At 69.3% G+C, this 23,197-nt stretch carries 24 protein-coding genes; 11 read left to right on the plus strand and 13 right to left on the minus strand.

Features of this window, described 5'->3' with window-relative positions; translation table 11 throughout:
• Positions 1-10 precede the first annotated feature (10 nt).
• Positions 11-1,969, minus strand: coding sequence for a glycoside hydrolase family 127 protein (locus HHX35_RS21530; RefSeq protein ID WP_182900537.1), 1,959 nt, complete (start codon positions 1,967-1,969; stop codon positions 11-13).
• Between the two features lie 340 nt (positions 1,970-2,309).
• On the opposite strand from HHX35_RS21530, the gene HHX35_RS21535 reads away from it, so the two are divergent.
• Positions 2,310-3,326 (plus strand): LacI family DNA-binding transcriptional regulator, encoded by a 1,017-nt coding sequence (locus HHX35_RS21535; RefSeq protein WP_285784118.1) that lies wholly within the window; start codon positions 2,310-2,312, stop codon positions 3,324-3,326.
• 81 nt (positions 3,327-3,407) lie between these two features.
• Here HHX35_RS21535 and HHX35_RS21540 read toward each other — a convergent pair whose 3' ends face one another.
• The gene (locus HHX35_RS21540) at positions 3,408-5,237 is read right to left on the minus strand and encodes an ABC transporter ATP-binding protein (RefSeq protein WP_182900538.1); all 1,830 of its coding nucleotides are present in this window, start codon (positions 5,235-5,237) and stop codon (positions 3,408-3,410) included.
• Positions 5,238-5,338: 101 nt separating this feature from the next.
• On the opposite strand from HHX35_RS21540, the gene HHX35_RS21545 reads away from it, so the two are divergent.
• Both HHX35_RS21545 and HHX35_RS21550 read left to right on the plus strand, forming a co-directional pair.
• Complete coding sequence (locus HHX35_RS21545) at positions 5,339-5,524, plus strand: hypothetical protein (protein ID WP_182900539.1); 186 nt, start codon at positions 5,339-5,341, stop codon at positions 5,522-5,524.
• Positions 5,525-5,539: 15 nt separating this feature from the next.
• Entirely contained in the window at positions 5,540-6,418 is an 879-nt protein-coding gene (locus HHX35_RS21550) for a polysaccharide deacetylase (protein ID WP_182900540.1), read from the plus strand.
• A 7-nt stretch (positions 6,419-6,425) separates the two neighbouring features.
• Here the strand turns inward: HHX35_RS21550 and HHX35_RS21555 are convergent, their stop codons facing one another.
• From HHX35_RS21555 to HHX35_RS21570, 4 genes are all read right to left on the minus strand, one after another.
• On the minus strand, positions 6,426-7,295 hold the full coding sequence (locus tag HHX35_RS21555; RefSeq protein WP_182900541.1) for a carbohydrate ABC transporter permease: 870 nt from the start codon (positions 7,293-7,295) through the stop codon (positions 6,426-6,428).
• Positions 7,296-7,347: 52 nt separating this feature from the next.
• Positions 7,348-8,295, minus strand: coding sequence for a sugar ABC transporter permease (locus tag HHX35_RS21560; RefSeq protein WP_310739209.1), 948 nt, complete (start codon positions 8,293-8,295; stop codon positions 7,348-7,350).
• A 1-nt stretch (position 8,296) separates the two neighbouring features.
• Positions 8,297-9,550: a sugar ABC transporter substrate-binding protein gene (locus HHX35_RS21565; protein WP_182900542.1), complete on the minus strand. Its 1,254-nt coding sequence runs from the start codon at positions 9,548-9,550 to the stop codon at positions 8,297-8,299.
• 108 nt (positions 9,551-9,658) lie between these two features.
• Positions 9,659-10,786: an ROK family transcriptional regulator gene (locus tag HHX35_RS21570; protein WP_182900543.1), complete on the minus strand. Its 1,128-nt coding sequence runs from the start codon at positions 10,784-10,786 to the stop codon at positions 9,659-9,661.
• Between the two features lie 74 nt (positions 10,787-10,860).
• Here HHX35_RS21570 and HHX35_RS21575 point away from each other — a divergent pair, with 74 nt between their 5' ends.
• Both HHX35_RS21575 and HHX35_RS21580 read left to right on the plus strand, forming a co-directional pair.
• Positions 10,861-12,126 carry a Gfo/Idh/MocA family protein gene (locus HHX35_RS21575; protein ID WP_182900544.1) on the plus strand — a complete coding sequence of 422 codons (1,266 nt, stop codon included), beginning with the start codon at positions 10,861-10,863 and terminating at the stop codon, positions 12,124-12,126.
• A gap of 166 nt (positions 12,127-12,292) precedes the next feature.
• Positions 12,293-13,102, plus strand: a complete 810-nt coding sequence (locus HHX35_RS21580) for a collagen-like protein (protein ID WP_220505711.1) — start codon at positions 12,293-12,295, stop codon at positions 13,100-13,102.
• 136 nt (positions 13,103-13,238) lie between these two features.
• Here HHX35_RS21580 and HHX35_RS21585 read toward each other — a convergent pair whose 3' ends face one another.
• Together HHX35_RS21585 and HHX35_RS21590 are read right to left on the minus strand one after the other, a co-directional pair.
• A complete protein-coding gene (locus HHX35_RS21585) occupies positions 13,239-14,003 on the minus strand; it encodes an SDR family NAD(P)-dependent oxidoreductase (protein WP_182900546.1) in 765 nt (254 codons plus the stop codon).
• Positions 14,004-14,037: 34 nt separating this feature from the next.
• Positions 14,038-14,598: an NADPH-dependent FMN reductase gene (locus HHX35_RS21590; RefSeq protein WP_182900547.1), complete on the minus strand. Its 561-nt coding sequence runs from the start codon at positions 14,596-14,598 to the stop codon at positions 14,038-14,040.
• 85 nt (positions 14,599-14,683) lie between these two features.
• Here HHX35_RS21590 and HHX35_RS21595 point away from each other — a divergent pair, with 85 nt between their 5' ends.
• The 3 genes from HHX35_RS21595 to HHX35_RS21605 all read left to right on the plus strand — a co-directional run bounded on the left by HHX35_RS21595 (position 14,684) and on the right by HHX35_RS21605 (position 16,314).
• Positions 14,684-15,151, plus strand: a complete 468-nt coding sequence (locus HHX35_RS21595) for a MarR family winged helix-turn-helix transcriptional regulator (protein ID WP_182900548.1) — start codon at positions 14,684-14,686, stop codon at positions 15,149-15,151.
• A gap of 44 nt (positions 15,152-15,195) precedes the next feature.
• Entirely contained in the window at positions 15,196-15,726 is a 531-nt protein-coding gene (locus tag HHX35_RS21600) for an ATP-binding protein (RefSeq protein ID WP_182900549.1), read from the plus strand.
• Positions 15,727-15,798: 72 nt separating this feature from the next.
• On the plus strand, positions 15,799-16,314 hold the full coding sequence (locus tag HHX35_RS21605) for an NUDIX domain-containing protein (RefSeq protein ID WP_310739210.1): 516 nt from the start codon (positions 15,799-15,801) through the stop codon (positions 16,312-16,314).
• 33 nt (positions 16,315-16,347) lie between these two features.
• Here HHX35_RS21605 and HHX35_RS21610 read toward each other — a convergent pair whose 3' ends face one another.
• Complete coding sequence (locus HHX35_RS21610; RefSeq protein WP_182900551.1) at positions 16,348-16,815, minus strand: MarR family winged helix-turn-helix transcriptional regulator; 468 nt, start codon at positions 16,813-16,815, stop codon at positions 16,348-16,350.
• A gap of 80 nt (positions 16,816-16,895) precedes the next feature.
• Between HHX35_RS21610 and HHX35_RS21615 the strand changes: the two genes are divergently transcribed.
• Positions 16,896-17,075, plus strand: a complete 180-nt coding sequence (locus HHX35_RS21615) for a hypothetical protein (protein WP_139577483.1) — start codon at positions 16,896-16,898, stop codon at positions 17,073-17,075.
• 148 nt (positions 17,076-17,223) lie between these two features.
• Here the strand turns inward: HHX35_RS21615 and HHX35_RS45160 are convergent, their stop codons facing one another.
• Positions 17,224-17,757 carry a cellulose binding domain-containing protein gene (locus HHX35_RS45160; RefSeq protein ID WP_182900552.1) on the minus strand — a complete coding sequence of 178 codons (534 nt, stop codon included), beginning with the start codon at positions 17,755-17,757 and terminating at the stop codon, positions 17,224-17,226.
• Positions 17,758-17,763: 6 nt separating this feature from the next.
• Here HHX35_RS45160 and HHX35_RS21625 point away from each other — a divergent pair, with 6 nt between their 5' ends.
• Positions 17,764-18,387 (plus strand): DUF6461 domain-containing protein, encoded by a 624-nt coding sequence (locus HHX35_RS21625; RefSeq protein WP_182900553.1) that lies wholly within the window; start codon positions 17,764-17,766, stop codon positions 18,385-18,387.
• A gap of 133 nt (positions 18,388-18,520) precedes the next feature.
• Here HHX35_RS21625 and HHX35_RS21630 read toward each other — a convergent pair whose 3' ends face one another.
• Complete coding sequence (locus HHX35_RS21630) at positions 18,521-19,390, minus strand: hypothetical protein (RefSeq protein WP_220505713.1); 870 nt, start codon at positions 19,388-19,390, stop codon at positions 18,521-18,523.
• Between the two features lie 329 nt (positions 19,391-19,719).
• The gene (locus tag HHX35_RS21635) at positions 19,720-19,953 is read right to left on the minus strand and encodes a hypothetical protein (RefSeq protein WP_182900554.1); all 234 of its coding nucleotides are present in this window, start codon (positions 19,951-19,953) and stop codon (positions 19,720-19,722) included.
• 454 nt (positions 19,954-20,407) lie between these two features.
• Between HHX35_RS21635 and HHX35_RS21640 the strand changes: the two genes are divergently transcribed.
• Entirely contained in the window at positions 20,408-22,228 is a 1,821-nt protein-coding gene (locus HHX35_RS21640) for an RICIN domain-containing protein (RefSeq protein ID WP_182900555.1), read from the plus strand.
• Between the two features lie 57 nt (positions 22,229-22,285).
• On the opposite strand, the gene HHX35_RS21645 is transcribed toward HHX35_RS21640, so the two are convergent.
• Positions 22,286-23,173, minus strand: coding sequence for a class I SAM-dependent methyltransferase (locus HHX35_RS21645; RefSeq protein WP_182900556.1), 888 nt, complete (start codon positions 23,171-23,173; stop codon positions 22,286-22,288).
• Between the last annotated feature and the right edge of the window lie 24 nt (positions 23,174-23,197).

Consider the following 23,197-nt stretch of genomic DNA (forward strand, 5'->3'; position numbering starts at 1 on the left):
GCCCGCGAGGTCATTCCGTGGCGGCGACCGGGATCCAGACCCGCATCGGGCCCTCGCTCCGGTTGCCCCACAGGAAGTACGGCACCGCCGTGAGCGTGAACGATGTGCCCGGCCGCTCCCGCCTGATCCCGGTGGCGTACAGCGAGTCGCCGGTGCGGGCGACCAGCCCGCCCGCGGTGATCACGACCGGGATGTCCGGCAGGTCCTCCCGGTGACCTGATGTGATCGGAGCGGTGGCGACCGCAGGGACGGCAGGGTCGAGCCGCACGTCCTCCAGGACCGTGCCGGGCGGCAGGTCGGCCTGCTCCAGGCAGTACACGAGCGGGCCGCGTGCCAGGGCGACGCAGCCCCGCACCGCGTCCACTCGCGGATGCGCGCTCACCTGCCGGACCGGCATCTCCAGGTCGAGGACGACCGTCGTGCCCGGCGCCCAGGCCCGGGTGAGCCGGATGTAGCCGTCCCGTGCGGGGGCCATCACCGGGCCACCGTCGATACGGACCGTGTACGCGTCGCACCAGGCCGGCACGCGCAGCGCGAGCGTCCAGGTGGCGGCGGTCTCGGAGGTCACGGTCAGCTCGATCCGGCCCTGCCAGGGGTATTCGGTGCGCACGTCCACCCGTACGGCGGCGCCCGCGACCTCGGCGTTCAGGCTGCCCGAGGCGTACAGGTGGATCTGCAGGCCGTCGTCGTGGGCGGTGGCCAGATAGCCGTGCAGCGAGGCCATCAGCCGGGCGATGTTGGGCGGGCAGCAGGCGCACGAATACCAGGGCAGCCGGCGCGACGCCGCCTCCTCACCCGCGCTCGCGTGTCCCGTGCGCAGCTGCAGGGGGTTGGAGTAGAAGAAGTGCCTGCCGTCGGACGACACGGCGGCGGCGACCGCGTTGTACAGCGCCCGCTCCATCTCGTCGGCGTAGCGGGCCCGGCCGGTGGCCAGCAGCAGCCGCCAGTTCGCGTGGACGCTCGCGATCGCCGCACAGGTCTCGGCGTAGGCCCGGTCGGGCGGCAGCTCGTACGGGTCGCCGTACGCCTCCTCGCGGTGGCGCGAGCCGTGCGCGCCGGTCACGTAGGAGCGCCGGTGGACGGCGTCCTCCCACAGTCGCTCGGCCGCGTCCAGCAGCACATGGTCGCCCGTCTCCACGCCCACGTCGACCATCCCGGCCAGCAGGTAGAGCTGGCGTACGGCGTGGCCGGTGACCTCGCGGGCTTCCCGTACGGGCACGTGGTCCTGATAGTAGGCGGGCCCGAACCGCCCGTGCCCGAGCAGCCCCCGTCCGCGCAGGTCGAGGAACCGGCGCGCCAGGTCCAGATAGGGCCGGTGGCCGGTCAGCCGGTACAGCTCGGCGAGCGCGGTCTCGATCTCCGGATGCCCGCAGACCTCCTCGACACCGCCCGGACCGAACCGCTCCACCAGCAGGTCCGCGAACCGCCGGGCCACGGCCACCAGCGCGGGGCTCACGCCGGTGCGGGCCGCAGCCACCGCCGCCTGGAAGAGATGGCCGGCGCAGTACAGCTCGTGGCTCCAGTCCGGCTTGCGCCACCGCTCGTCCGGCGCGACGACGGTGAAGTAGGAGTTGAGGTAGCCGTCCGCCTGCTGGGCGCGGGCGAGCAACGCGACCGTGTCCTCCACGAACGACCGCAGCGCCTCGTCGCCGGACGAGGTGCCCAGCTCCCAGGCCGCGGCCTCCAACGTCTTGTGGACGTCGGAGTCGGCGAACCACATGCCGGCGAACGCCTCATCCGACTCGCCCGCGGCGGCTCGGAGGTTGCCGATGTTCCCGGCGTGGTGCAGGTTGTCCACGCAGTGCGGCAGCGTGTCCTCGGCGTTGCGCCGCTGCCACCGCCCCAGCAGGCCTCCCGTGTCGAGACGGGCCTGGTCCGGGTTCAGCGGCCACAGCGCGGCGACCGCCCCGGGCCCCGGAGCGACCGGCCCCGCGGAATCGCGAAGGTCGGACGGGGCCGGCGCCCGCATCGTCCCGACGCTGGGAGCGGCAGAGGTGTCTGACAACTTCTGCTCTGTCATGCCTCATCTTTCGTGGAGCAGCGGACGTCCTTCACACCGCCGAGGAGTTTCCTGCTCACGGCGAGGGACGCGGGAAGTCCGCCGAGGCGGACCGCCCTGGTGACTGCGGAGCGAGAAGCCAGGGGCACGTCGCCCGCAGTAGGAAACTAGGAAAACGATTGCCGTCACGGTATCCAACCGGCTTCCAGACCGTCAATAGCCCGTTTCCGCCTTGTTACAGGGGCTTCGGAGTCGCACGTACGGCCTATAGAGTGGGGCTCAGGCAACCCCCTAGGAAAGTGGAGGAAACGTGGGAAAGCTGGAGCGTCATGCCACGATCGCCGACGTCGCGGCGCTGGCCGGGGTGTCGGTGGGCACGGCCTCCAAGGCGCTCAACGGACGCGGATCGCTGCGGGAGGAGACCCGCATGCGCGTCCGGGAGGCGGCCCGGCAGCTCAGTTTCGAGGCGAACGCGGGTGCCCGGAGCCTGCACTCGGGCCGCACCTACACGGTCGGCATGATCACGACGGACACGATCGGGCGGTTCAGCATCCCCGTGCTGATGGGCGCGGAGGACGCGCTGGGCGCCGGGGAGATGTCGGTCTTCCTCTGTGACGGCCGCGACGATCCCATCCGCGAGCAGTACTACGTCAAGACCCTCCTCAGCCGCCGGGTCGACGGCGTGATCGTGACCGGCCGGCGCACCGAGGCACGGGCGCCCATCGGCGCCAACCTGCCCGTGCCCGTGGTCTACGCCTTCATCAGCTCGGCCGACCCCGGCGACTGCTCGGTGGTCCCGGACGAGGCGGGCGGCGCCCGCAAGGCGGTCGAGCACCTCCTGGCCGTCGGGCGCACCCGGATCGCCCACATCACGGGACCCGAGCACCACAACTCCGCCCGGGTACGCGCGGCCGCGGCCACCGAACGGCTCACCGAGGACGGGCTGTCCCTGGTCGCTCCGCCCCTGTTCGGCGGATGGAGTGAGGTGTGGGGCCGTCAAGCCGTCGGCATCCTCCTGGCCGGCCGGACCGAGTTCGACGCCGTCTTCTGCGGCAGCGACCAGATCGCCCGGGGCGTCTGCGACGCGCTGCGGGCCGCCGGCCGCCGGGTCCCCCAGGACGTCGCCCTCATCGGCTTCGACAACTGGGACGTCATGACCGAAGCCTGCCAGCCGCCGCTGACCAGCATCGATCTGAACCTCGAGGGGCTCGGCCGATCGGCGGCGGAGATGCTCCTGGCCGCCATCAACGGCTCCCCCTCCCCCGGCCGCCACGCCCACCCCTGCCGGCTCGTGGTCCGGGAGTCGACCACCGTACCGCTCCCGTGACCGGTTAGGCCGCTCCGCCGTACGGCGCGCCGCGCGACCCCGCGGGGGCGTGGAATCCGCGCTGCCGGCTCCCGGCCCCGGTCAACGGTGGAGTGCGTCCGGGGCGTCGTCCTCGATGAGGAAGCCCCCGGACTGGTGGTGCCAGAGCCTGGCGTAGGGGCCTTCGGCCTGCAGCAACTCGCCGTGGGTGCCCTGCTCCACGATGTGTCCCCGGTTGAGCACGACAAGCCGATCCATGCGGACGACGGTGCTCAGGCGGTGCGCGACCACGAGTGCGGTCCGGTCCTGCATCAGGCGCCACAAGGCTTCCTGGACGAGGATCTCGCTTTCGGAGTCCAGCGCGCTGGTCGCCTCGTCCAGCAGCAGGAGGGGAGCGTCGCGCAGGATGGCGCGCGCGAGCGCGATGCGTTGCCGCTGGCCGCCGGAGAGCTTGACGCCGCGCTCGCCGACCAGGGTGTCGAACCCGTCCGGCAGGGCCTCGACGAACTCCGTGACGTGCGCCGCCCGCGCCGCGCGGAGGATCTCGGCGTCGGTGGCGCCCGGCCGGGCGAACGCGAGGTTGTCGCGCACGGACCGGTGGAACATGGCGGGTTCCTGCGGGACGTAGGCGATGAGGCCGCGCAGGTCGGCCTGACGCAGCCGGGCGATGTCCTGGCCGCCGATCAGGATCCTGCCGCCGTCCACGTCCATGAGCCGCAGCAACAGCCGGGTGAGCGTGCTCTTGCCACCGCCGGACTGGCCGACCAGCCCGATCTTGGCGCCGCTGGGGATGTCCAGGTCCAGGTGGTCGAACAGGGGCGGGCCACCGGCGTACCCGAACCTCACCCGCTCGAAGCGGACGCTCGCGTCGGCCGGGCGCAGGGGCTGCGGATCGACCGGATCCACCACGGTCGGCGGCACGAGGAGCAGCTCGGTGAACTGGGCCGCTTCGGTGAGCACGCTCTCGATGCGCCGGTAGATCTGGTTGAACTCGAACATGATGTTGATCGTGTTCGTGTAGTAGGTGAACGTCACCACGATGGCCTCCACACCGAGGCCGCCGCGGAGCGCCACGGCGAGGAGCAGGCCCGCGGCGCTGGTGAGCACCGACAGCGGGGCCACGACGGTGTCCACCCGGAGGTTGCCGTAATCCCAGGAGCGGAGGGACAACCTGCGCTGCTCGGCGATCCTCACCCGATATTCGGCGGCTTCGCGGTCCTCGGCGGCGAACGCGCGGACCGTCTCCATGTTGGTCAGCACGTCGGCGACGTGGCCCGACACCAGCACTCTGGCGGCCTCGCGTTCGTCGACCAGCGCCTGGCGGCGGCGGATGAGCGGGGCGACGAGAACGCCGGTGACGATGATGAGACCCACGAGAACGAGGACCAGCAGCGGGTGATATCGCCACAGCACCACCGAGGCGAAGGCCAGGGGCATCAGCTTGGCCATGATCGAGAATGTGAGCGTGTCGGCGAATTCCTCGAACCTGGAGGAGAAGCCGATCACCCGCTTGGTGAGCGAGCCGGCGAAGTTGTCGTGGAAGAACGCGGTGTCCTTGGCCAGCAGCTCGTCCATGCCCACCACGCCGAGCCGCTCGATGCCCCGGGCGTCGGTGCGGTTCAGGAAGTGCAGCCCCACCCGCCACAGCGCCTCGCCCGTCAGCAGCATCGCGGCGAAGCCGAGCACGTACGGCAGCAGCGCGTCGACGGTGCCGTCCCCGCCACCGGCCAGGTGCCCCACGAGCCCGGCCACCGCCAGCGGCGCCAGGTAGAACAGGCAGATGTTCCCCAAGGCCGGCAACGTCAGCGCGGGCACCGCGACCCGCCATTGGCGCCTCAGCTCGCCGCAGTAATAGCGCAGCGCCAGCAGAACCGCCGATTTTCGTACGGATGGGCCGTTTCCAGCGCCATCGACCGCCCCGAGCACAGCCATCAGCCCTCCCCGAACGCCGACATCGCCGTGGACATGCTGCCGCAGGGCGTTACCGGAGAGCGAGCGATTTTCCGCCACCCCGGCTACGGAGAGTAACGAGCGTGTCCGCTCGCCCCGGCGCGATCACCGCAGCGTCGAGCGGGATCGGCGTCGGCAATGCCGACCACGCCCTGCTGGAGTGGATTACCGAGACGGTGTCCGCGGGAACGGTCGTAGGGCTGTCCACGCGGGTGGCCGAGGGGCCGGTCGTGCCCACGTACGGGAACGGCGGCGGGGTGGACCTCTAGAAGAGAGGACGTGCTGTGGCCAAGGAAATCTTCGTGGCGTTCGGGATCGACGTCGACGCGGTCGGCGGCTGGCTCGGCTCGTACGGCGGTGAGGACTCCCCGGACGACATCTCGCGTGGTCTGTTCGCCGGCGAGGTGGGCGTGCCGCGGCTCAACGCCCTGATGAAGAAGTACGACCTGCCGTCGACCTGGTTCTGGCCGGGTCACTCCATCGAGACCTTTCCCGAGCAGTTCGACCAGGTCGTGGCCGCCGGACACGAGATCGGCGTGCACGGGTACAGCCACGAGAACCCGATCGCGATGAGCCGCGAGCAGGAGTCCACCGTTCTCGACTACTGCATCGACCTCATCGAGACGCGCACCGGCCGGCGCCCGACGGGGTACGACGCGCCGTGGTGGGAGTTCTCGCCGGTCACCAACGAGCTGCTGCTCGAACGCGGCATCAAGTACGACCACTCGCTCATGCACCGCGACTTCGAGCCGTACTACGTGCGCGTGGGCGACACCTGGCCGAAGATCGACTACGACAAGGACGCCCGCGAGTGGATGAAGCCGCTCGTGCGCGGGCAGGAGACCGGCCTCGTCGAGATCCCGGCGAGCTGGTACCTCGACGACCTGCCGCCGATGATGTTCATCAAGACCAGCCCGAACAGTCACGGCTTCGTCAGCCCTCGCGACATCGAGGAGATGTGGCGCGACCAGTTCGACTGGGTCCACCGCGAGTCGGAGTACGCCGTCTTCACCATGACGATCCACCCGGACGTCTCGGGCCGCCCGCAGGTTCTGCTCATGCTGGAGCGCCTCATCGAGCACATCAACAAGCACGAGGGCGTCCGGTGGTCCACGTTCGACGCCATCGCGGACGACTTCACGGCCCGCCGGCCCCGGGCGTAGCCATGGGTCAGCCCTTGCTGCCGGTGTGGGCGATGCCCTGGATGAACTGTCGCTGCAGGAACACGAAGACGGCGATCACGGGAAGCGAGGCGATCAGGGAGCCGGCCATGAGGACGGGGTAATCGGTCTGATACTGGCCCTGCAGCGAGGCCAGCCCCGCCGACAGCGTCATCCTCTCCGGATCGGTGTTGACCACCAGCGGCCAGAACAGGTCGTTCCACGCCCACAGGAGCACGAGCACGGACAGCGCCACCAGCCCCGGTCTGGCCAGCGGCAACATGATCGACCAGTAGATCCGGACCGGGCCTGCGCCGTCGAGCCGGGCCGCCTCCTCCAGCTCGCGCGGCAGCCCGAGGAAGAACTGCCGCAGCAGGAACACCCCGAACGCGCTGAACAAGCCGGGCACGATGATCGCCTGGAGGCTGTTGAGCCACCCGAGCGAGGACATGATCTGATACTGCGGGATCACGAAAAGCTGCGGCGGCACCATGAGGACCGACAGGAACACCCCGAAGAGCACGTTCCTGCCGGGGAAGCGCAGCCGGGCGAAGGCGTAGGCGGCCATCGAGCAGAACAGCACCTGCCCGGTGACCCGCCCCGCCGCCATGACGACCGTGTTGACGAACTGGTCGCCGAACGGCAGCAGGTCGAAGACCTTGGCGTAGTTGTCCCAGCGGCCTTCCGGCAGGAACGTCGGCGGCACCCGGGTGGCGCTGCTGAGCGTCTTGAGCGAGGTGATGACCTGCCACACGAACGGCGCCACCATCGCCAGCGACGCGGCGACGAGCACAGCGTGCACGCCGAAAGCACCGCGCACGCCGAAAGCACCGCGCACGCCGAAAGCACCGCGCACGCCGAAGGCCCGGCGCTCAGACATGCGGGGGTCAGACACGCGGTGGTCAGACACGCGGTGGTCAGACACGCGGTGGTCAGACATAGTGCACCCACCTCCGCTGGAGCCGGAACTGCAGGATCGTCAGCCCCGCGATGAGCACGAGCAGCGCGATCACGATGGCGGCCGCGTAGCCGCGGTCGTTGGTGACGAAGGCCCGCTCGTAGAAGAGCTGCACCACGGTCTGGAGCCGCCCGTACGCCGGGTTGGCCCGCGCCGACTGGCCCGACCCGGTCATCACGAAGACGAGGTCGAACAGCTGCAGCGAGCCGATCACCGAGACGATCGAGACGAAGAACGCGGTCGGCGACAACATCGGCAGCGTGATCGAGAAGAACTGCCTGACCCGCCCCGCCCCGTCGAGGGAGGCCGCCTCGTACAGCTCCTTCGGGATGGCCTGCATGCCGGCCAGGAAGATGATCAGGTTGTAGCCGATGCTGCTCCAGACGCCCACGACGACCAGGGCGTACATCGCCGTGGCCGGATCGGCGATCCAGTTGGGCCCGTCGATGCCGACCGTCGCGAGCACCTGGTTGACCAGGCCGTAGTCGCCGTTGTAGAGCCAGCGCCAGAGCATCGCGACCGCGACCGGCATGGTGACCACGGGCAGGAAGAACGCGGTGCGATAAACGCTCACGCCCCGCAGTCCCGGCCGGTTGAGCAGCGCCGCGAACACGATCGCGAGCGGGATCCCGATCAGGCCGAGGGCGGTGTACGCGAGCGTGTTGAGCATCGCCCGCCCCACCTCGGGGTCGCCGAGGAGCCGGCTGTAGTTGTCGAGCCCTGTCCAGGTGTGCCCGCCGAACGCCCCCCACTCCGTGAAGGAGAAGTAGGCGGTCTGCAGGACGGGCCACAGGTAGAAGACGGCCAGGCCGAGGCCTGTGGGGGCGATGAACGCATACCCCCACAGCGCCTCGGCGCGGGGCCGCCGCGCCTTCTCCACCCGGGCCGCCCGTACGGCCCGCGATCCGGCGGTGGTGGTCACGTCACTCCTTGGCCAGCAGGTCGTTCATGCCGGCCGCCAGGTCCGCGGCCGCCTTCTCGATCGGCACCTCGCCGGTCCACGCCTTGGTGAGGTTGGTGAGCTCCGCCTCCTGCCAGGCCGCGGTGTTCTTGGAGACGGGGTAGGGCACCGCGTACGCGACGGCGTCGAGGAAGACCTGCAACTTCAGCTCGGGATGGGCGCCCACCCAGGCGCTCTGGGTGCCGTTGTAGGCCGGGATCGGGCCCTTCCTGCCGAGGATGTCGGCGGCCGGCTTGGAGCCGAGGAACCTGACGAACTCCCACGCCTGCGCCGGGTGCTCGGTCTTGGCCGACATCACGTTGGCGACGCCGTGGATGATCGTGGCCTGCTTCTCCCCCTTCGGCAGCGGGGCGACGTCCACCTTGTCCTTGGTGTAGTCGTTCTTGGTGAACTCGGCCACGTCCCAGGAGCCGCCCCAGTACATCGCCAGTTTGCCGGCCTCGAAGAGCTGGAGCGGAGCGGTGTCGGTCATGGTCTTGAGGTCCGGCGACTGCTTGGCGGCGATCAGGTCCGTCCAGAACTTCAGGCCCTCGATGGTCTTGGGGTCGTCGTAGCCGGACTTCCCGCCGTCCGGAGAGATCACATATCCGCCGGCCTGGTAGATGGTGTTGTACTGGTATTCCTGGAAACTCGTGAGCTCGGCTCCGATGGCGTAGACGCCCTTGTCCGGGTCGGTGAGCTTGGCGGCCGCCTCCTTGAAGTCGGCCCAGGTCCAGCCGTCGGCCGGGTATTTCACCTTGGCGGCGTCGAAGAGCGTCTTGTTGTACCAGACGCCGACCGTGTCCATGTCCTTCGGCAGGCCGTACAGCTTGCCGTCGTACGTGTAGAGGTCGACCAGCGCCTTGGGGTAGACCGACGTGTCGACCTGCTCCTCGATCGGCTTGATCACGCCGTTGGAGGCGTAGAGCTGGAAGTTGGGGCCGTTCATCCAGAAGACGTCGGGCGCCGCCCCGCCGCTCGCCGCGGCCTTGAGCTTGGTCCAGTAGTCGGCCCACGGCGTGAGCTGGACGTCGACGGCGATGTTCGGATGCGTCCTGGTGAACTCCGCCGCCAGCTCCTGCATCGCGCTCTGCTGGGTCGCGTCCCAGACTCCGTAGGACAGCGTCACCTTCTCCTGCGACTGCGCGCCGGAGCCGGCCTGCTCACCGCCCCCGCACGCGGAGGCGAGCAGCGCCGCGCAGAGGAGCGCAGCACCGCGTCGTGCCGACTTCCACATCTCCCGGTCCTCTCCTAGAACGTGGGAGTAATCATGGAGTCCTGTGAAATTTTGTTCAAGGGTGGCTGTGTTACAGATGGCTCACGAGGCTGGGCGTGGCTCACGAGCTCACGGTTGACTCAGGAGCGGGGTGCGGCCGTCGAGCACGCGGTCCTCGACGTCGTCGAGGGCCAGCCGTACGGCGCCGAGCACCACGCCCTCCTCGCCGAGCACCGACATGCGCACCTCGGGGGTGCGGATGCACCAGCGGTCGAGCTCGCGCCTGAGCGGATCGATGAGCACGTCGGCCGAGCGCGAGAAGCCGCCGCCGACCACGACCATCTGCGGGTCGAGCGCCAGGACCAGCGCGGACGTGCCGAGCGCCAGGTCCCTGACGTAGCGGCGCACGGCCGCGGCCGCGGCCCTGTCGCCGGCCCTGGCCGCGGCGAACACGTCGCCCGCCTCGCCGCTGGCGCCGCTCAGGTGCTCCTGCGCGCGGATCCAGCCGAGCACCGGCAGCGCGCCGATCTCGCCCGAGGCGTTGGCGAACCCCTTGTGCAGCTTGCCGTCGATGACCAGGCCCGCGCCCGTACGCAGGCCGGCCAGCAGGAACACCATGTCCTTGGCGTAGCGCGCCACGCCGCGCCAGCACTCGGCCAGCGCGGCGAGCCTGCTGTCGTTCTCGACGAGCACCGGGGCGGGGGCGAGCCGGCGCACGTGGGCGGCCAGATCGACTCCGGTCCACTCGGGCAGCGCCTCCGAGAGCACCACCCTGCCGACGCCGTCCACCAGGCCGGTGGTGCCGACGCCCGAGGCCCACACGTCGCCGCCGGTCAGGCCCGCCGTTTCCAGGCACTCGGTCACCGCGCGGTCGACCGCCTCCAGGCGCTCGGCCCGGCCCATCTCGGGCGTGACGGGGACGCGGGCGGTGTTCTGCACGGCGCCGTCCAGGTCGGCGACGACCGCGCGGACGTTGTGCCCGCCGATGTCGATGCCGAGCACCCGCCCCGCCTCCGCCCTGAACCGGTAGCGCCTGGCCGGGCGGCCCACGCCGCCCGCGGTGGGTTCCGCCTCGGTCAGCCAGCCCTTCTGCAGCAGCTCGCGGACCACGTCCTCGGTGGAGGCCCGCGACAGCCCGGTGTGCTTGGCCACCTCGGTGAGCGTGAGCGACGTCCCGCCCTGCAACGCCTTGATCACGGCAAGCGAGTTGAGCTGCCTGAGCCGTGACAGGTCACCGCCGCTCGGCTCCCCAGCCATCGAGCCCCCCTTGCCGTCGACTTTTCCGGGACGAATAATGATGGTCTCCATGATATTGATTCGGGGAAGGTTCCATGACTGAGGTGACTTTAGCCGTCGTCGGCGGAGGCCTGCGAGGGCTGACCTACGCGCGCCGCGCGCACCACACGGGCGCCGGCCGCGTGGTGGCGGTGGCCGATCCCGATCCCCTCCGGCGTGCCATCTTCGTGGAGGAGTTCGGTATCGCGCCGGATCGGGCGCACGCCGGCTGGGAGGACCTGGCGGCGGGCGGCCGGGTCGCCGACGCGGTGGTCGTCGCCACGCACGACCGGTTGCACACCGAACCGGCGGTGGCGCTGGCGGACCTCGGTTACCACATTCTCCTGGAGAAGCCGATGTCCACGACCGAGCAGGAGGCGACCAGGATCGCCGACGCGGCCAGGCGCAACGGCATCATGCTCGCGGTCTGCCACGTGCTGCGATACACGTCCTACACGCGGGCGATGCGCGGGCTGCTGGAGGACGGGCGGATCGGGCGGCTCGTCAACGTCCAGCACCTGGAGCCCGTGGGGTGGTGGCACCAGGCGCACTCGTTCGTCCGCGGGCACTGGCGGCGGCAGGACACCTCCGCTCCGATGCTGCTGGCCAAGGCGTGCCACGACATCGACTGGCTCGTCCACCTCTTCGGCCGGCCGCCCGCCCGCGTCTCGTCGTTCGGCTCCCTCTCGCACTTCCGTCCCGAGGACCGGCCCGCCGGGGCCGCCGACAGGTGCCTCGACTGCCCGATCGAGCCGTCGTGCCCCTACTCGGCGCCGCGGCTCTACCTGGGGTGCCTCGGGGATCCGTCGAGCGAGTTCTGGCCGCTGTCGGCCGTCACGCCCGGGCGCACCGAGGCGGACGTGCGGGAAGCGCTGCGCACGGGGCCGTACGGGCGGTGCGTGTACGCGTGCGACAACGACGTCGTGGATCATCAGGAGGTCCTGATGGAGTTCGACGACGGCGCGACGTGCTCGTTCACGATGAGCGCGTTCAGTCCGATGGAGCACCGGCGGACGCGGTTGTTCGGGACGCACGGCTACGTGGACGGCGACGGCCGCACGTTGCGCCTGGTCGACTTCCGCACCGGCGCCGAGGAGACGATCACCGTGGACGCCGATGAGGCCACGTCCGAGGTGCAGGGTCCGTCGGCGGCCGACGGGCACGGGGGCGGCGACGAGGGCCTCACGGACGCCTTCCTCGCCGCAGTGGCCTCGGGCGACGCCGGCCTGCTGCGGTCGGACGCGGACGAGAGCCTGATGACCCATCGTGTGGTGTGGGCCGCCGAACAGGCCCGTCTCACCGGCACCGTCGTGACCCTGTGAATCCCGCGCCGCAAGGGGTTCGGGTGATTTCTGACCAAGGTGGCTGACATGGAGCGGTGATGCGCATACGTGATCTACGGGAGGACAACCGCCGCTTCCGCTCGGACGTGTATCACTCGCGCCTCTTGCGCGTCAGCTGCCCCTTATGCCTCAGAGAGGGAAGTCCGTGGCTATCAAGTTGCCGGGCGGGCGGAGCATCGGCCTCGTGACGGCCGGTGCCCTGGTCGGGTCGTTCCTGGTCCTCGGTGGCGCGGCCACCGCTTCGTCGGCGAGTGACGCGCCGCTGTACGCGTGTGTGAACAAGAGCACGCGGTACATGCGCCTGGTGAACGCCACGACGACGTGCAAGCCGGCCGAGACCAAGGTGTCGTGGAACAGGACCGGTCCGCAGGGTCCGGTGGGCATCGGCGGCACCGGCCCGCAGGGTCCTGCCGGTCCGCAGGGGCTGCGCGGCCCCCAGGGCATGCGCGGCCCGCAGGGCCCGAAGGGCGACACCGGCGCCACAGGTCCCAAGGGCACCGACGGCAAGGACGGCGAGCGCGGCCCCGCCGGTCCGCAGGGCCCCAAGGGGGACAAGGGCGAGACCGGCGCCCAGGGTCCGAAGGGCGACAGGGGCGAGCGCGGCCTCGCGGGTCCCCAGGGCCCTAAGGGGGACAAGGGCGAGACGGGCGCGCGTGGTCCCGCGGGTCCGGCGGGTCCGGCGGGACCGGCGGGCCCCGCGGGCTCCGGGGGTGGATCTGTCAATGTCATCACCAAAGCGGACTCCCTCTACCTGCCGGCCAACGGCGGCAGCGACGAGATCATGTGCCCGGACGACATGGTCGCCACGGGCGGCGGCTTCATCGCCGGCGGCGGTGCGAGCGTGCCCAACATCACCACGAACGCGCCGTACCTCGTCAACGGGAAGGCGGTCGGCTGGAGGCTCTACGGCAAGAGCGTCGGCGGCACCATCTACGTGATCTGTATGGGGAGCTAGCGGCACCTCAGGGCTGTGCGGTGCACGCGTGAACCGCCACCGCGCAGTCACGTGCCCGAACTTCTGACATCTCCTGCCGCTCATGCCTCTGCCGCCCGGCGGCCGGGCGGCCGGGCGGCAGAGCGATTCGGTGGCACTACCAGGCGGTCGCGCCGCCGTCAGCCGCGTAGTTGGCGCCCGTGATGTACGCCGCCCGGTCGGAGGCGAGGAAGGCCGCCAGCTCGACGATCTCCTCTGGCCGGGCGAAGCGCTTGAGGAGCGTCTTGCGGGTTATCGCGTCCCTGGCCGCCTGGTCGTCGCCGAGATCGCGGTCACTGGCCGGGGTAAGGACCGGCCCGGGGCTGATCGCCACCGCGCGGATCCCGTGGCGCGCGCCTTCGAGCGCGAATTGCCGGGTCATGCCGATGACCCCGGCGTTCGCCGCGCTGTGCGCGACCATCGGGGGGACCTCACCGGCGATCATGCCGGCCATGGACGCGACGTTGATGATGACGCCGCCACCCCGCCGGACCAGGTGAGGCCATGCGAACTTCGACACGAAGAAAGGAATGTCGAGTTCGCCGGCGATGGTCACCCGCCAGTCCTCGACCGAGAAATCGGGCATTGGCCCGAAGCGGGGCATGGCCGCGTTGTTGTAGACGACGTCGAGCCCGCCGTAGGCCGCCACTGCGTCCTCGACCAACTGCCGCGCCTGTTCCGGGTCGGTGAGGTCGATGGGCGCGATGCCCGTCATGTCACCTCCGGCGCGACGGACGAGTTCCACCGTCTCGTTGTTGGCATCGACCTGGATGTCGCACCCGACGACCTTCGCGCCTTCTCGCGCGAAGACCAGCGACGCGACCCGGCCCTGACCTCCGGCGGTGCCGGTGATCAGCACCACCTTGCCGTCAAGCGTTCCCATGGAGTTCCTCCCGATCCTTGTGTTTCGCGCGAACTCAGCGGGCGCGCATCGGCGCGAGTGCCGTGCTCCACGCCACGACCTGGTCCAACATCGCGGTGAGCGACTCGACCTGGAATTCGTTGGGCGTGAACACGCTGAACTCCCTGAAGTCGGTGAAGAGCGACAGCGCCACCTGGGCCCGCACGTCGGCCATCTGGAGCTCACCAGCGATCAGGCGCAGGTGTTCCACCGCACGGGTGCCGCCGACCGAGCCGTAGCTGACGAAACCGACGGCTTTGTTGTTCCACTCGCCGTACAGGAAGTCGATGGCGTTCTTCAGCGCGCCCGAGGTCGAGTGGTTGTATTCCGGCGTCACCATGACGAACCCGTCGAACGAGGCGATCTTGTCGGCCCACGCCTTGGTGTGCGGCTGCGTGTACTGGCCCAGCGACGGCGGCAGCGCCTCATCGAGGTGAGGGAGTTTGTAGTCGAGCAGGTCGACGAGCTCGAACTCCGCGTCGGTCCGCTGGGCGGCGATCTGGTGCACCCAGCGGGCGACGGCCTCCCCGTTGCGTCCGGGCCGGGTGCTGCCGAGGATGATCCCGATTCTGGTCATGACGATCTCCAGTCCTGCGAGGAAATGATTGCTTCGCGAAGAAAGAGTATTGATACTTCGTTCGTGAAGCAAGTAGAATGTGGCCATGACCACATCGCAGCCGGTGCCGCCGGCGCAGCCGCTGACCGCCGACGAGGAGGCGTTGATCCGCGCGCTGCCTCGCCTGATCTACGCGCTGCCCCGCGCGATCGACGCCGACATGGTGCGCGAACAACAGTTGCCGCTCATCGAGTGGACCGCCCTGATGCGGTTGTCTGAGGCGCCGCAGCGGCGGATGAGGATGGGCGAACTCGCGGTCGCCTGCGAGCTCTCCCTGAGCGGGATGACCCGCATCGTCACCGTCCTGGAGCGGCAGGGCCTGGTCGAACGGGTCAGGTGCGACGACGACGCCCGCGGGTTGAACGCCGTCCTCACCGACGCCGGCCTCGCCCGCCTGGAACAGGCGTGGCCGAGCAACCTGGCCAGCGTGCGCCGGCACTTTCTCGACCACCTCGAAGGCGTCGATCTTGCCCGCCTCGCCCGTGCGATCCAGAACGTCGCGGGCAACGCCTGACGCGGCGGGGCGGCAGGCCGAGCCCGGCGCCGTACGGTCGGGACATGGCCGGCATTCCTGACGACCTTGGATCACCTCGGCTGCAGGACGAGACGGAGCGGCGCGTCGTGATGATGTGCGGCATCGCGGGTTCGGGCAAGACGACCTACGCGCAGGAGCTGGAGCAGCGCGGCTACATCCGGCTGTCCATCGACGAGGCCGTCTGGGCACTGCTCGGGCGCGACGGCGGCCATCTCGACCCGAAGGAGTACGAGGACCATCAGGCCCGTGCCGAGGAGGCCCTACGGCAGGAGCTTGTGCGCCTGATGCGGGCAGGCCGGAGGGTGGTCCTGGACTACAGCTTCTGGCGGCGCGCGACGCGCGACCGGTACAAGTCTCTGATCGAGAGTCACGGGTATCGGTGGGAGCTCGTCTACCTGAAAGCGAACCCGGAGACTCTGCGCCGGCGGCTCTCGGCGCGCAACGCCCTGCGTGGGCCGAACCGCGTCACGGTCTCTGAGGATCTTCTCCGGTCATACCTGGCGGGCTTCGAGGAGCCCGTGGGTGAAGGAGAGCGGGTCATACCTCAGGAGTGAGCCCGAGCAATGATCGAAACCTGTGGATCTTCCCGGAAGGGGGCACCTTCCCGGATCATCCGATGTGGTCGCGTGGTCGCCCTCGTCCGTGCCGGAGCGGTCCTCACCAATGGGAAACTCCACGAACGCCCCGACGACCTGGCCGCCCTGACCCATCCCTCCGCCGCCGACTACAGGAGCACCCCGGTGAACAACACCATCGACAAGATCGCCTGGATCCATCTGGACAACGGGAAGATCCTCAGCACCCGATCACGGGGCAAGAACGCCTACTACATCCCCGGCGGCAAACGGGAGCCCGGCGAAACCGACCTCGACACCCTGATCCGCGAGATCGACGAGGAACTGTCCATCACGATCATCCCCGCCACCGCCACCCACGTGGGCACCTACCAGGCCCAGGCGCACGGCCACGCCGACGGCGTCATCGTGCGGATGACCTGCTACACCGCCGACCACCTTGGAGTGCCGACACCCAGCAGCGAGATCGAAGAAATCACCTGGCTGACCTACGCCGACCGCGGCCGCGTGTCCCCGGTCGACCAGATCATCTTCGATCACCTGCGCCAGACCGGACGACTGCACTGATTCGGCAACACCCACTGCCCCGAGGTGCGGGTTCTATCGCTGTCCGGCGAGGTGCGCGCCGTTGGCCGCGCCGATCACCCGGGTCAGCGCCTGGTGCAGACTCTGCAGCTCGGCCAGCTCCATCCCCAGCCGCTCGACGATCGCCACGGGCACCTTCTCGGCCTGCTGACGCAGCGCGCGTCCCTCGCCGGTCAGCACGATCGCCAGGGAACGCTCGTCGTCGCTGGCGCGGCGGCGCTCGACGAGGCCGGCGGTCTCCAGGCGCTTGAGCAACGGCGACAGCGTCGCCGGCTCCAACTGCAGCAGCCGGCTGAGGTCCTTGACCGACAACGGCGCGTACTGCCACAGGGCCAGCATCACCAGATATTGCGGGTGGGTCAGGCCCATCGGTTCGAGCAGGGGCCGATAGAGGCCGATGACCGACCGTGAGGCGACCGCCAGGGCGAAGCAGACCTGGTTCTCCAGGGCCAGCGGGTCGACGATGTCGCCAACGTCACTCATGTGCACCTCCACTGCCATGCTAATCGATTAGTACACTAACTGTTAGTGCACTAAGCAGCGCCGAGAACACAGGAAGTGTCATGGCCCGTAGGAAGAGTCTCGAAGAGCGCATCGCCGACCGCGTCGCCCAGCGCCCGCCGATGAAGGAGAGCAAGCACTTCGAGCACGGCCCCGCCAAGTGGATATTCGCCAGCGTCCTGGTGTTCGCGGTGCTCATCCACTTCGTCATCGTCGGCATCGTCATGATTTTCGGTCACTGACCGAAGCGGCGCCCGCTGCGGGGAGTCAGCCGACTCCGGCGGCGACGATCCGGCGGTATCACGAGCCGTCGTGCCCGGCGCGTACATGCCGAGGGCCTGCGGCGCGGCCGCCGCGGGCCCCGGTCATCAGGGTCCGATCACCCGTGGGTCACGGACTGGTGCAGGTGGCCGCCGGGGTGGCCGAGGACCCTCCGGCGATGAAGCCGAAGGTCGTGCTCCCGTTCGGTGCGACCGAGCCGTTCCACGACTCGTTGCGCACCGTGACGTTCGAGCCGGAGCCCGACCGTACGCCTCCCCATATCTGGCTGATGGTCTGCGAACCGGGCCAGGTCCAGTTCACGGTCCAGCCGTTGACGGCGGAGTTCCCCGCGCGCACCGTGACCTCGCCCTGCCAGCCGCCGGACCAGGAATTTACAACCCGGAACGTCGCCGAGCACGCGCCGCTCACCCCGCCGGACGGCGAGGGGCTCGGGCTCACCGGCGGGCTCGGCGAGGAGCTCGGGCTCGGAGACGGGCTGGAGTCGGTCAGGACCGGGGTCGTCCAGTGAGCTCTTTCCATCGTTAAGGCACCGGTCAGGATGGGTCCGCGGAAAGCGGTGGCGGATGAGAGGAGGCTCCCGATACGGGCAGCCGCTACCCAGGATGAAACTGCTCTTATCGTGTCGGTGGGTGCTGCGAGCATGACGGAATGATCGCGACTCCTGACGACTACTCCTGGTTCTCCCGTGAGCGCTTCCCCGGCCTGGCGGATGCCTACTGCTTCACCTACGTCCGCGGCCTGACGCCCGAGGAACTGGTGACCCGGCTCGGCGTGCGGGTTGAAGACTGCTCTCGCGTGACGCTTGATGAGCTGATCCGGTGGCAAACCTTCGGTGCCGTCGCCGTTGGAGACTGGGTACTCCTCGTCGAGGCCAACGGCGGGCTTGGCGTCACCGAAGAGATCATCATGCCGCTGTCGGCGGGCACCCGTCTCGTCTCCCACTTCTACCTCGACGTCGACGGCATGGACTACTTCTACTGGATCGACGACGGAAAGATCCGGTTCGAGTTCGCGTACCAGGAAGGCTATTCCCACTGGATCGAAGACGGGAAGATCCAGTTCATGTTCAGACACCATGAAAGCTACTCAGAGGAGATGCCGGACGAACTCGCAGAGACCATGGAGCGGATCGACTCCGTCTACCCACCGCTCACCGATCCCCGCGAAGGGCCGGCGTTCCTCATGGCCGAGCGCCTCACAGGGATCACGCTGACGCCGCAACTGCTGGAGGAGCCGACCTACCTATGCGCAGTCGTTCCCGGATCGAGGTGAGCAGAACCGACCGTCCACGGCCCCTGCGGGTTGGCCGCAGAGGGTGGATCACTTCGCTGCACGCTCCTGCAGGCTCCATGGGGGCACTGTTCTCCGCGGGCCTGCCGTACCAGGCCACCAGGATGAAAAAGCCTCAGTCTCTCCACTGCGACAGGTTGCCGGACTTATTGGACGAGACCCGGAACACGGCGGGGGCGTTGCCCGTCTTCAACAGGAACTTCTGGATGTTCGGCTGCAGCGGGGTGCGCCATTCGGACCGGGTGGCGCAGTGGGTGCCGTCCTGTACGTCGGACCAGTAGCTGATGTCGTCTCCCGCGCCGAGCGCCTTGTAGATCTCGGCTCCGGCCGGCGCGGCCACGCTGCCCGACTGGGCGCCCAGCCAGTCGACGTGCGGGTTCTCCATGATGAACAGGCCGCGCGGGGCGACCATGCCCACCATCTCGTGGGTGTCCACCGGCAGTTGGCCGGGGTTGCCGGTGAAGGAGCCGAACGCGTCTCCCAGCCACGGCTGCTCGGAGTAGGCGCTGCTCAGCGGCTGCGCGCCGGACTCCTGGGCGATGCCGCGGATGACGGGGACGCCGGCGCTGCCCGACTCGATCGGCATGGTCAACGCGATGCGCTGGTCGAACACTCCGGCCGTGAAGGCGCCCTTCCCGAACCGGGAGCAGCCCGTGACGCCGGTCGCATCCGCCTTGAGGATGCTGCCACCCGACTGCTCGATGACGTCGATGATGCGGCTCACGCCCCAGGCCCAGGCGGCGAGCAGTCCGGTGCTGCTCGAAGAGCCGTAGATGCTGTAGTAGGCACCCTGCTTGTTGTTGCGGGCCGTGCCCTCCTTGCCGACCGCATAGGGGTCGTAGCTGATGACGGCGGCACCGCTCGCCTTGATGGTGGCCGTGTCGGCGCCGAATCCTCCGTAGACGATGACGGCCGGGAACGGCTCGGTGCCACTCGGCAGGTCCACGCTCGCCGAGAAGCTCGCGCTCCTGCCGCCGTCCGACACGTTGACCGTGATGCCGGTTCTCGAGACCGTCCCGGTGACGCCGGCCGGCTTGCCGTGCTTCTCACCGTAGACATACCGTTCGGCCAGTTTCTTGATCTCTTCGCGGCGGCACCGCCACTCCGACTTGGAGGTGACGCGCTGCCCGTTGATCTTCTTGAAGGGATCGGAAAGCCTGGAGTTGGTGGACGCCCGGGGCGCGGCTCCCGCCGCCGGAAGCGACGTCGCCGGTCATCGTCCGCCCCCGCGGGAGGGCCGACCGGCATCGATGGAGCGTGCGGGCCCGGCCTGCGCCGGGTTCGCCAGTGTTGCCGCCGAGACCTTGAGACCTTTCACGGCAGTGCGTCCTTCCTCCTGAGGGGTTCCGGACCTGGCCCGGGCCGTCGCCACTCCCGCATCAGGCCGCGTGCGAGGTGCTGGAAGAGCAGCGCGCCGAAGGTGAAGAACCCGACGCGTACCAAGACGGGCCCGTCGTCGAACAGCCCCCGGATCATCGCGCCGAAGCCGGCGAGAAGTCCCAGTCCCGTTCCCACCAATGCGAGAGCCCGTCCGGCGGCTGTATTCATGGCCCGAGTATCCCAGATTCTCCGGATTCGTCACCGCCGGTTCGCCTACGAGCCCGTCTCGCCATTGGCCGGTGTCTCGCTTTTGGCCTGGCCGAAATATAGTCGGTGGAGCTGTAAATTCGACAGTTCGGGACGGGACTCCCCGGCTTCCCGCGCATCCGAAAGTTCTCCGGCAGTTCCAGAGGCCGACACCGGCCGTCCTCATCGGCCCTGAATGCGCTCTTCGGCCACGCCACTTCTTCTCTCCCGGCACGAAAGTCTCCGGAAATCCTTCCGCCAACCGCGCCGACGCAGCGGAAATGGCGCAACCGAACCGTCCGGTTGGTGAATTGACAAGGCTTGTCAATATTATGAGAGAAATCTTACAAAGATCGAAAAGTCCGTCCTCCTGATGTGATCATTTCGGTGAATCGCCCCTATGAGGGCGTATCCGTACCGATGGGAGTTCATCGGAATGCAGCTCAGGCGAACCCTCTCCCTGGCGGCAATGTGGGCGCTCGCGGCCGTCCTGATCGTCTTACCCTCGCAGGCGTCGGCCGCCGCGCCACCGGACGACGGCCCCTCCCGCGTCGCGTCCGACGTCTTCCCCGGCGCCAAGGTCGGCCATCGGGCCGGCCCGGCCGCGCTTCCGTCCGCCTCGGCGGCCGAGGCGCAGGCGACCCCGCAACTGGTGGCCTGTGACGGCGACGGCACCAGCGGCAAGCGGGTGGAGGTGCTGTACGTACGCGAGTCGTCGATGCCCGACCGCTACGCGCAACTGCTGCCCATGTTCCGGGCCTGGCTGGCCGACGCGGACGACCAGTTCAACGACGGCGCGGCGACCTCCAGCCGCAGCCGGCACATCCGCTACGTGACCACATCGGTGTCCGGCGGTTGCGCTCCCGTCGTGCGCAACCTCGTGGTCCCGGCCGGTTCACTGACCGATTTCGACTCCAGCATCAACGCCGTGAAGGCCCTCGGCTACACGAGCACCGACCGGCACTACCTCATGCTCACCGAGGCCACCGTGATCTGCGGCGTGGGCGAGATCAAGGGCGACGACCTGACGACCGGGGCCGCCAACCTCAACAACGGCCTGGCCTACGCCAGGGTTGACGCCATCCCCGGCTGTTTCGGCGCCAACGCCATCGCCCACGAACTCGGGCACACCTTCGGCGCCGTACAGATGAGCGCCGCGCACTCCGACGGCAGCTGGCACTGCCTGGACCAGTGGGACCTCATGTGCTACGGCGGCACCCCGTCGTGGAACTGCCTCCAGTGGAACGACTACCGTCTGCCCGACTGCAACCGGGACGACTACTACAACGCCGCCCCTGCCGCCGGCAGCTACCTGGCCACGCACTGGAACACCGCCGACAGCGCCTATCTCATCGCCGGGAGCACGGCCGACAGCGACCCCCATCCCAAGGTCGGCAACACCTACGTCGTCACCAACGTGGCCACGGGAGGGGCGCTGGAGCCCATCGGCGCGTCCACCGGGGCGCTGACCGAGCTGAGCCAGCGCGCCCGCGTCGACACCCCCAGCCAGAAGTGGCTGATGGGCTACACGACCGGGCTGCAGTTCATCAACGCCGGCAGCCGCCTGTGCGCCGACAGCTCCTACAGCGGCACCACCCCCGGCACGACGCTGCTGCAGTACATCTGCAACGGCCAGGACGGCATGCGCTTCGCCTACCTGCCGGTCGGCACCAACACGTACGCCATCTTCGACTGGCTGTCGGGCCTGGCGCTGACCGCGACCGGCTCCTATCCCTCGCCCGTCACCCAGCAGACCTACACCGGCGCCACCAACCAGCAGTGGGTGTTCAACCAGGTCACCGGCATCGCCCCGGTCAACAACAGCGTCTACTACCTGCAGGGTCGCGGCAGCCGCGACAACGCCGAGCCGGTCGGCGGCTCGACCGCCTCCGGCACGCTGGTCACCCACAACGTGCCGTCTGGGGCGACCAGCCAGCAGTGGCGGCTGCAGGCCACCGGGTCGTACTGGAACCTGGTGAACGTCAACAGCGCCAAGTGCCTGGACCTGGTTTCGGCCGGCACCGCGAACGGCGTGCAGATCAGGCAGGCGACCTGCGGCACCGCGACCAGCCAGCAATGGACGTTGCGGCGGGTCGCCGACGGCACGTTCTATCTGGTCAACCGCTTCAGCGGCAAGGTGCTCGACAGCCCGCCGGGCAGCGGCACCACCCTGGAGCAGCAGACGATCACCGGCAACACCGACGGCGGCCTCGGCATCGTCGCCGGTGACCAGATCTGGTATCTGAATCCGGCCTGACGCTCCTCGCGGGCCGTCCGGAACCGTCCGGGCGGCCCGCATCGGGCCCTGTCAGCGTTATCCGGGAAGCTGGAAGTGCCAGACGACCATCGTCGGCACGTCGCCGTTGGCGGCTTCCGCCGCCTCGGGCACCAGGTCGGTGAGGCACCAGGGCCAGAGATTCCACATGCCCACCGCCTCTCCCGTGGGCGGCACCCCGCTCCGCCGGGGACGCTCCGCTTCGGGTTCCTCGCAGCGTCGCACCTGCAATCCGGCCGACAGCGCGGCGCGCAGGTAATCGCCGATCGAGTGCTGGTAGGTGGAGATCCGCCCCGGATTGCCGTCTGCTCGCCGTACGGGCGGGACGAAGCCTCGTCTGACTCCTTCGGGGTGCATGTCGGAAATAACCAGGTGCCCGCCCGGACGCAGGACTCTGGCGAACTCCATCGTCACCGGCCCCAGTGCGGGGACATGGGTCAGTGCCAGAGAACACACCACGAGGTCCACGGCGTCGTCCGGCACCGGCAGGTGATGCAGATCCCCGAGCAGGAACCGGCCGAGCGGCGCCCGGGCACGGGCGCGTGCCAGCATGTCGGGGGACCTGTCCACGCCCAGCACCCGATGACCCCGTTGGGCCAGCAGCGCCGCGACCCGGCCGGTTCCGCAGGCGGCGTCCAGGGCGACGCCCTCGGGCAGCGCGTCGACGATCCCGGCCATGAGGGGCTCGTCGATGTCGAACAAGCCGTTGGGGCCGTCATAGGAGCCTGACCAGATGCGGTAGCCCTCCGTCGTGTCCACGCGCGCGACCTCCACGGCCGCCTCCGCCAGTGCCTCGTCGTCGAGCAACCTGCGGATCTCGGCGATGCGCGAGTCCACGAAGCCGCGGTCGAACTGGCCGGTGAAGGATCGCAACAAGGCGACACCCTCGAGACCGAGCAGGTACGCCAGGGGGTGCTCGTAAATCACCGGGTGAGACTAACGAGACGCGTT

Source organism: Microbispora sp. H10830, assembly GCF_014161375.1.
GTDB lineage: Bacteria > Actinomycetota > Actinomycetes > Streptosporangiales > Streptosporangiaceae > Microbispora > Microbispora catharanthi.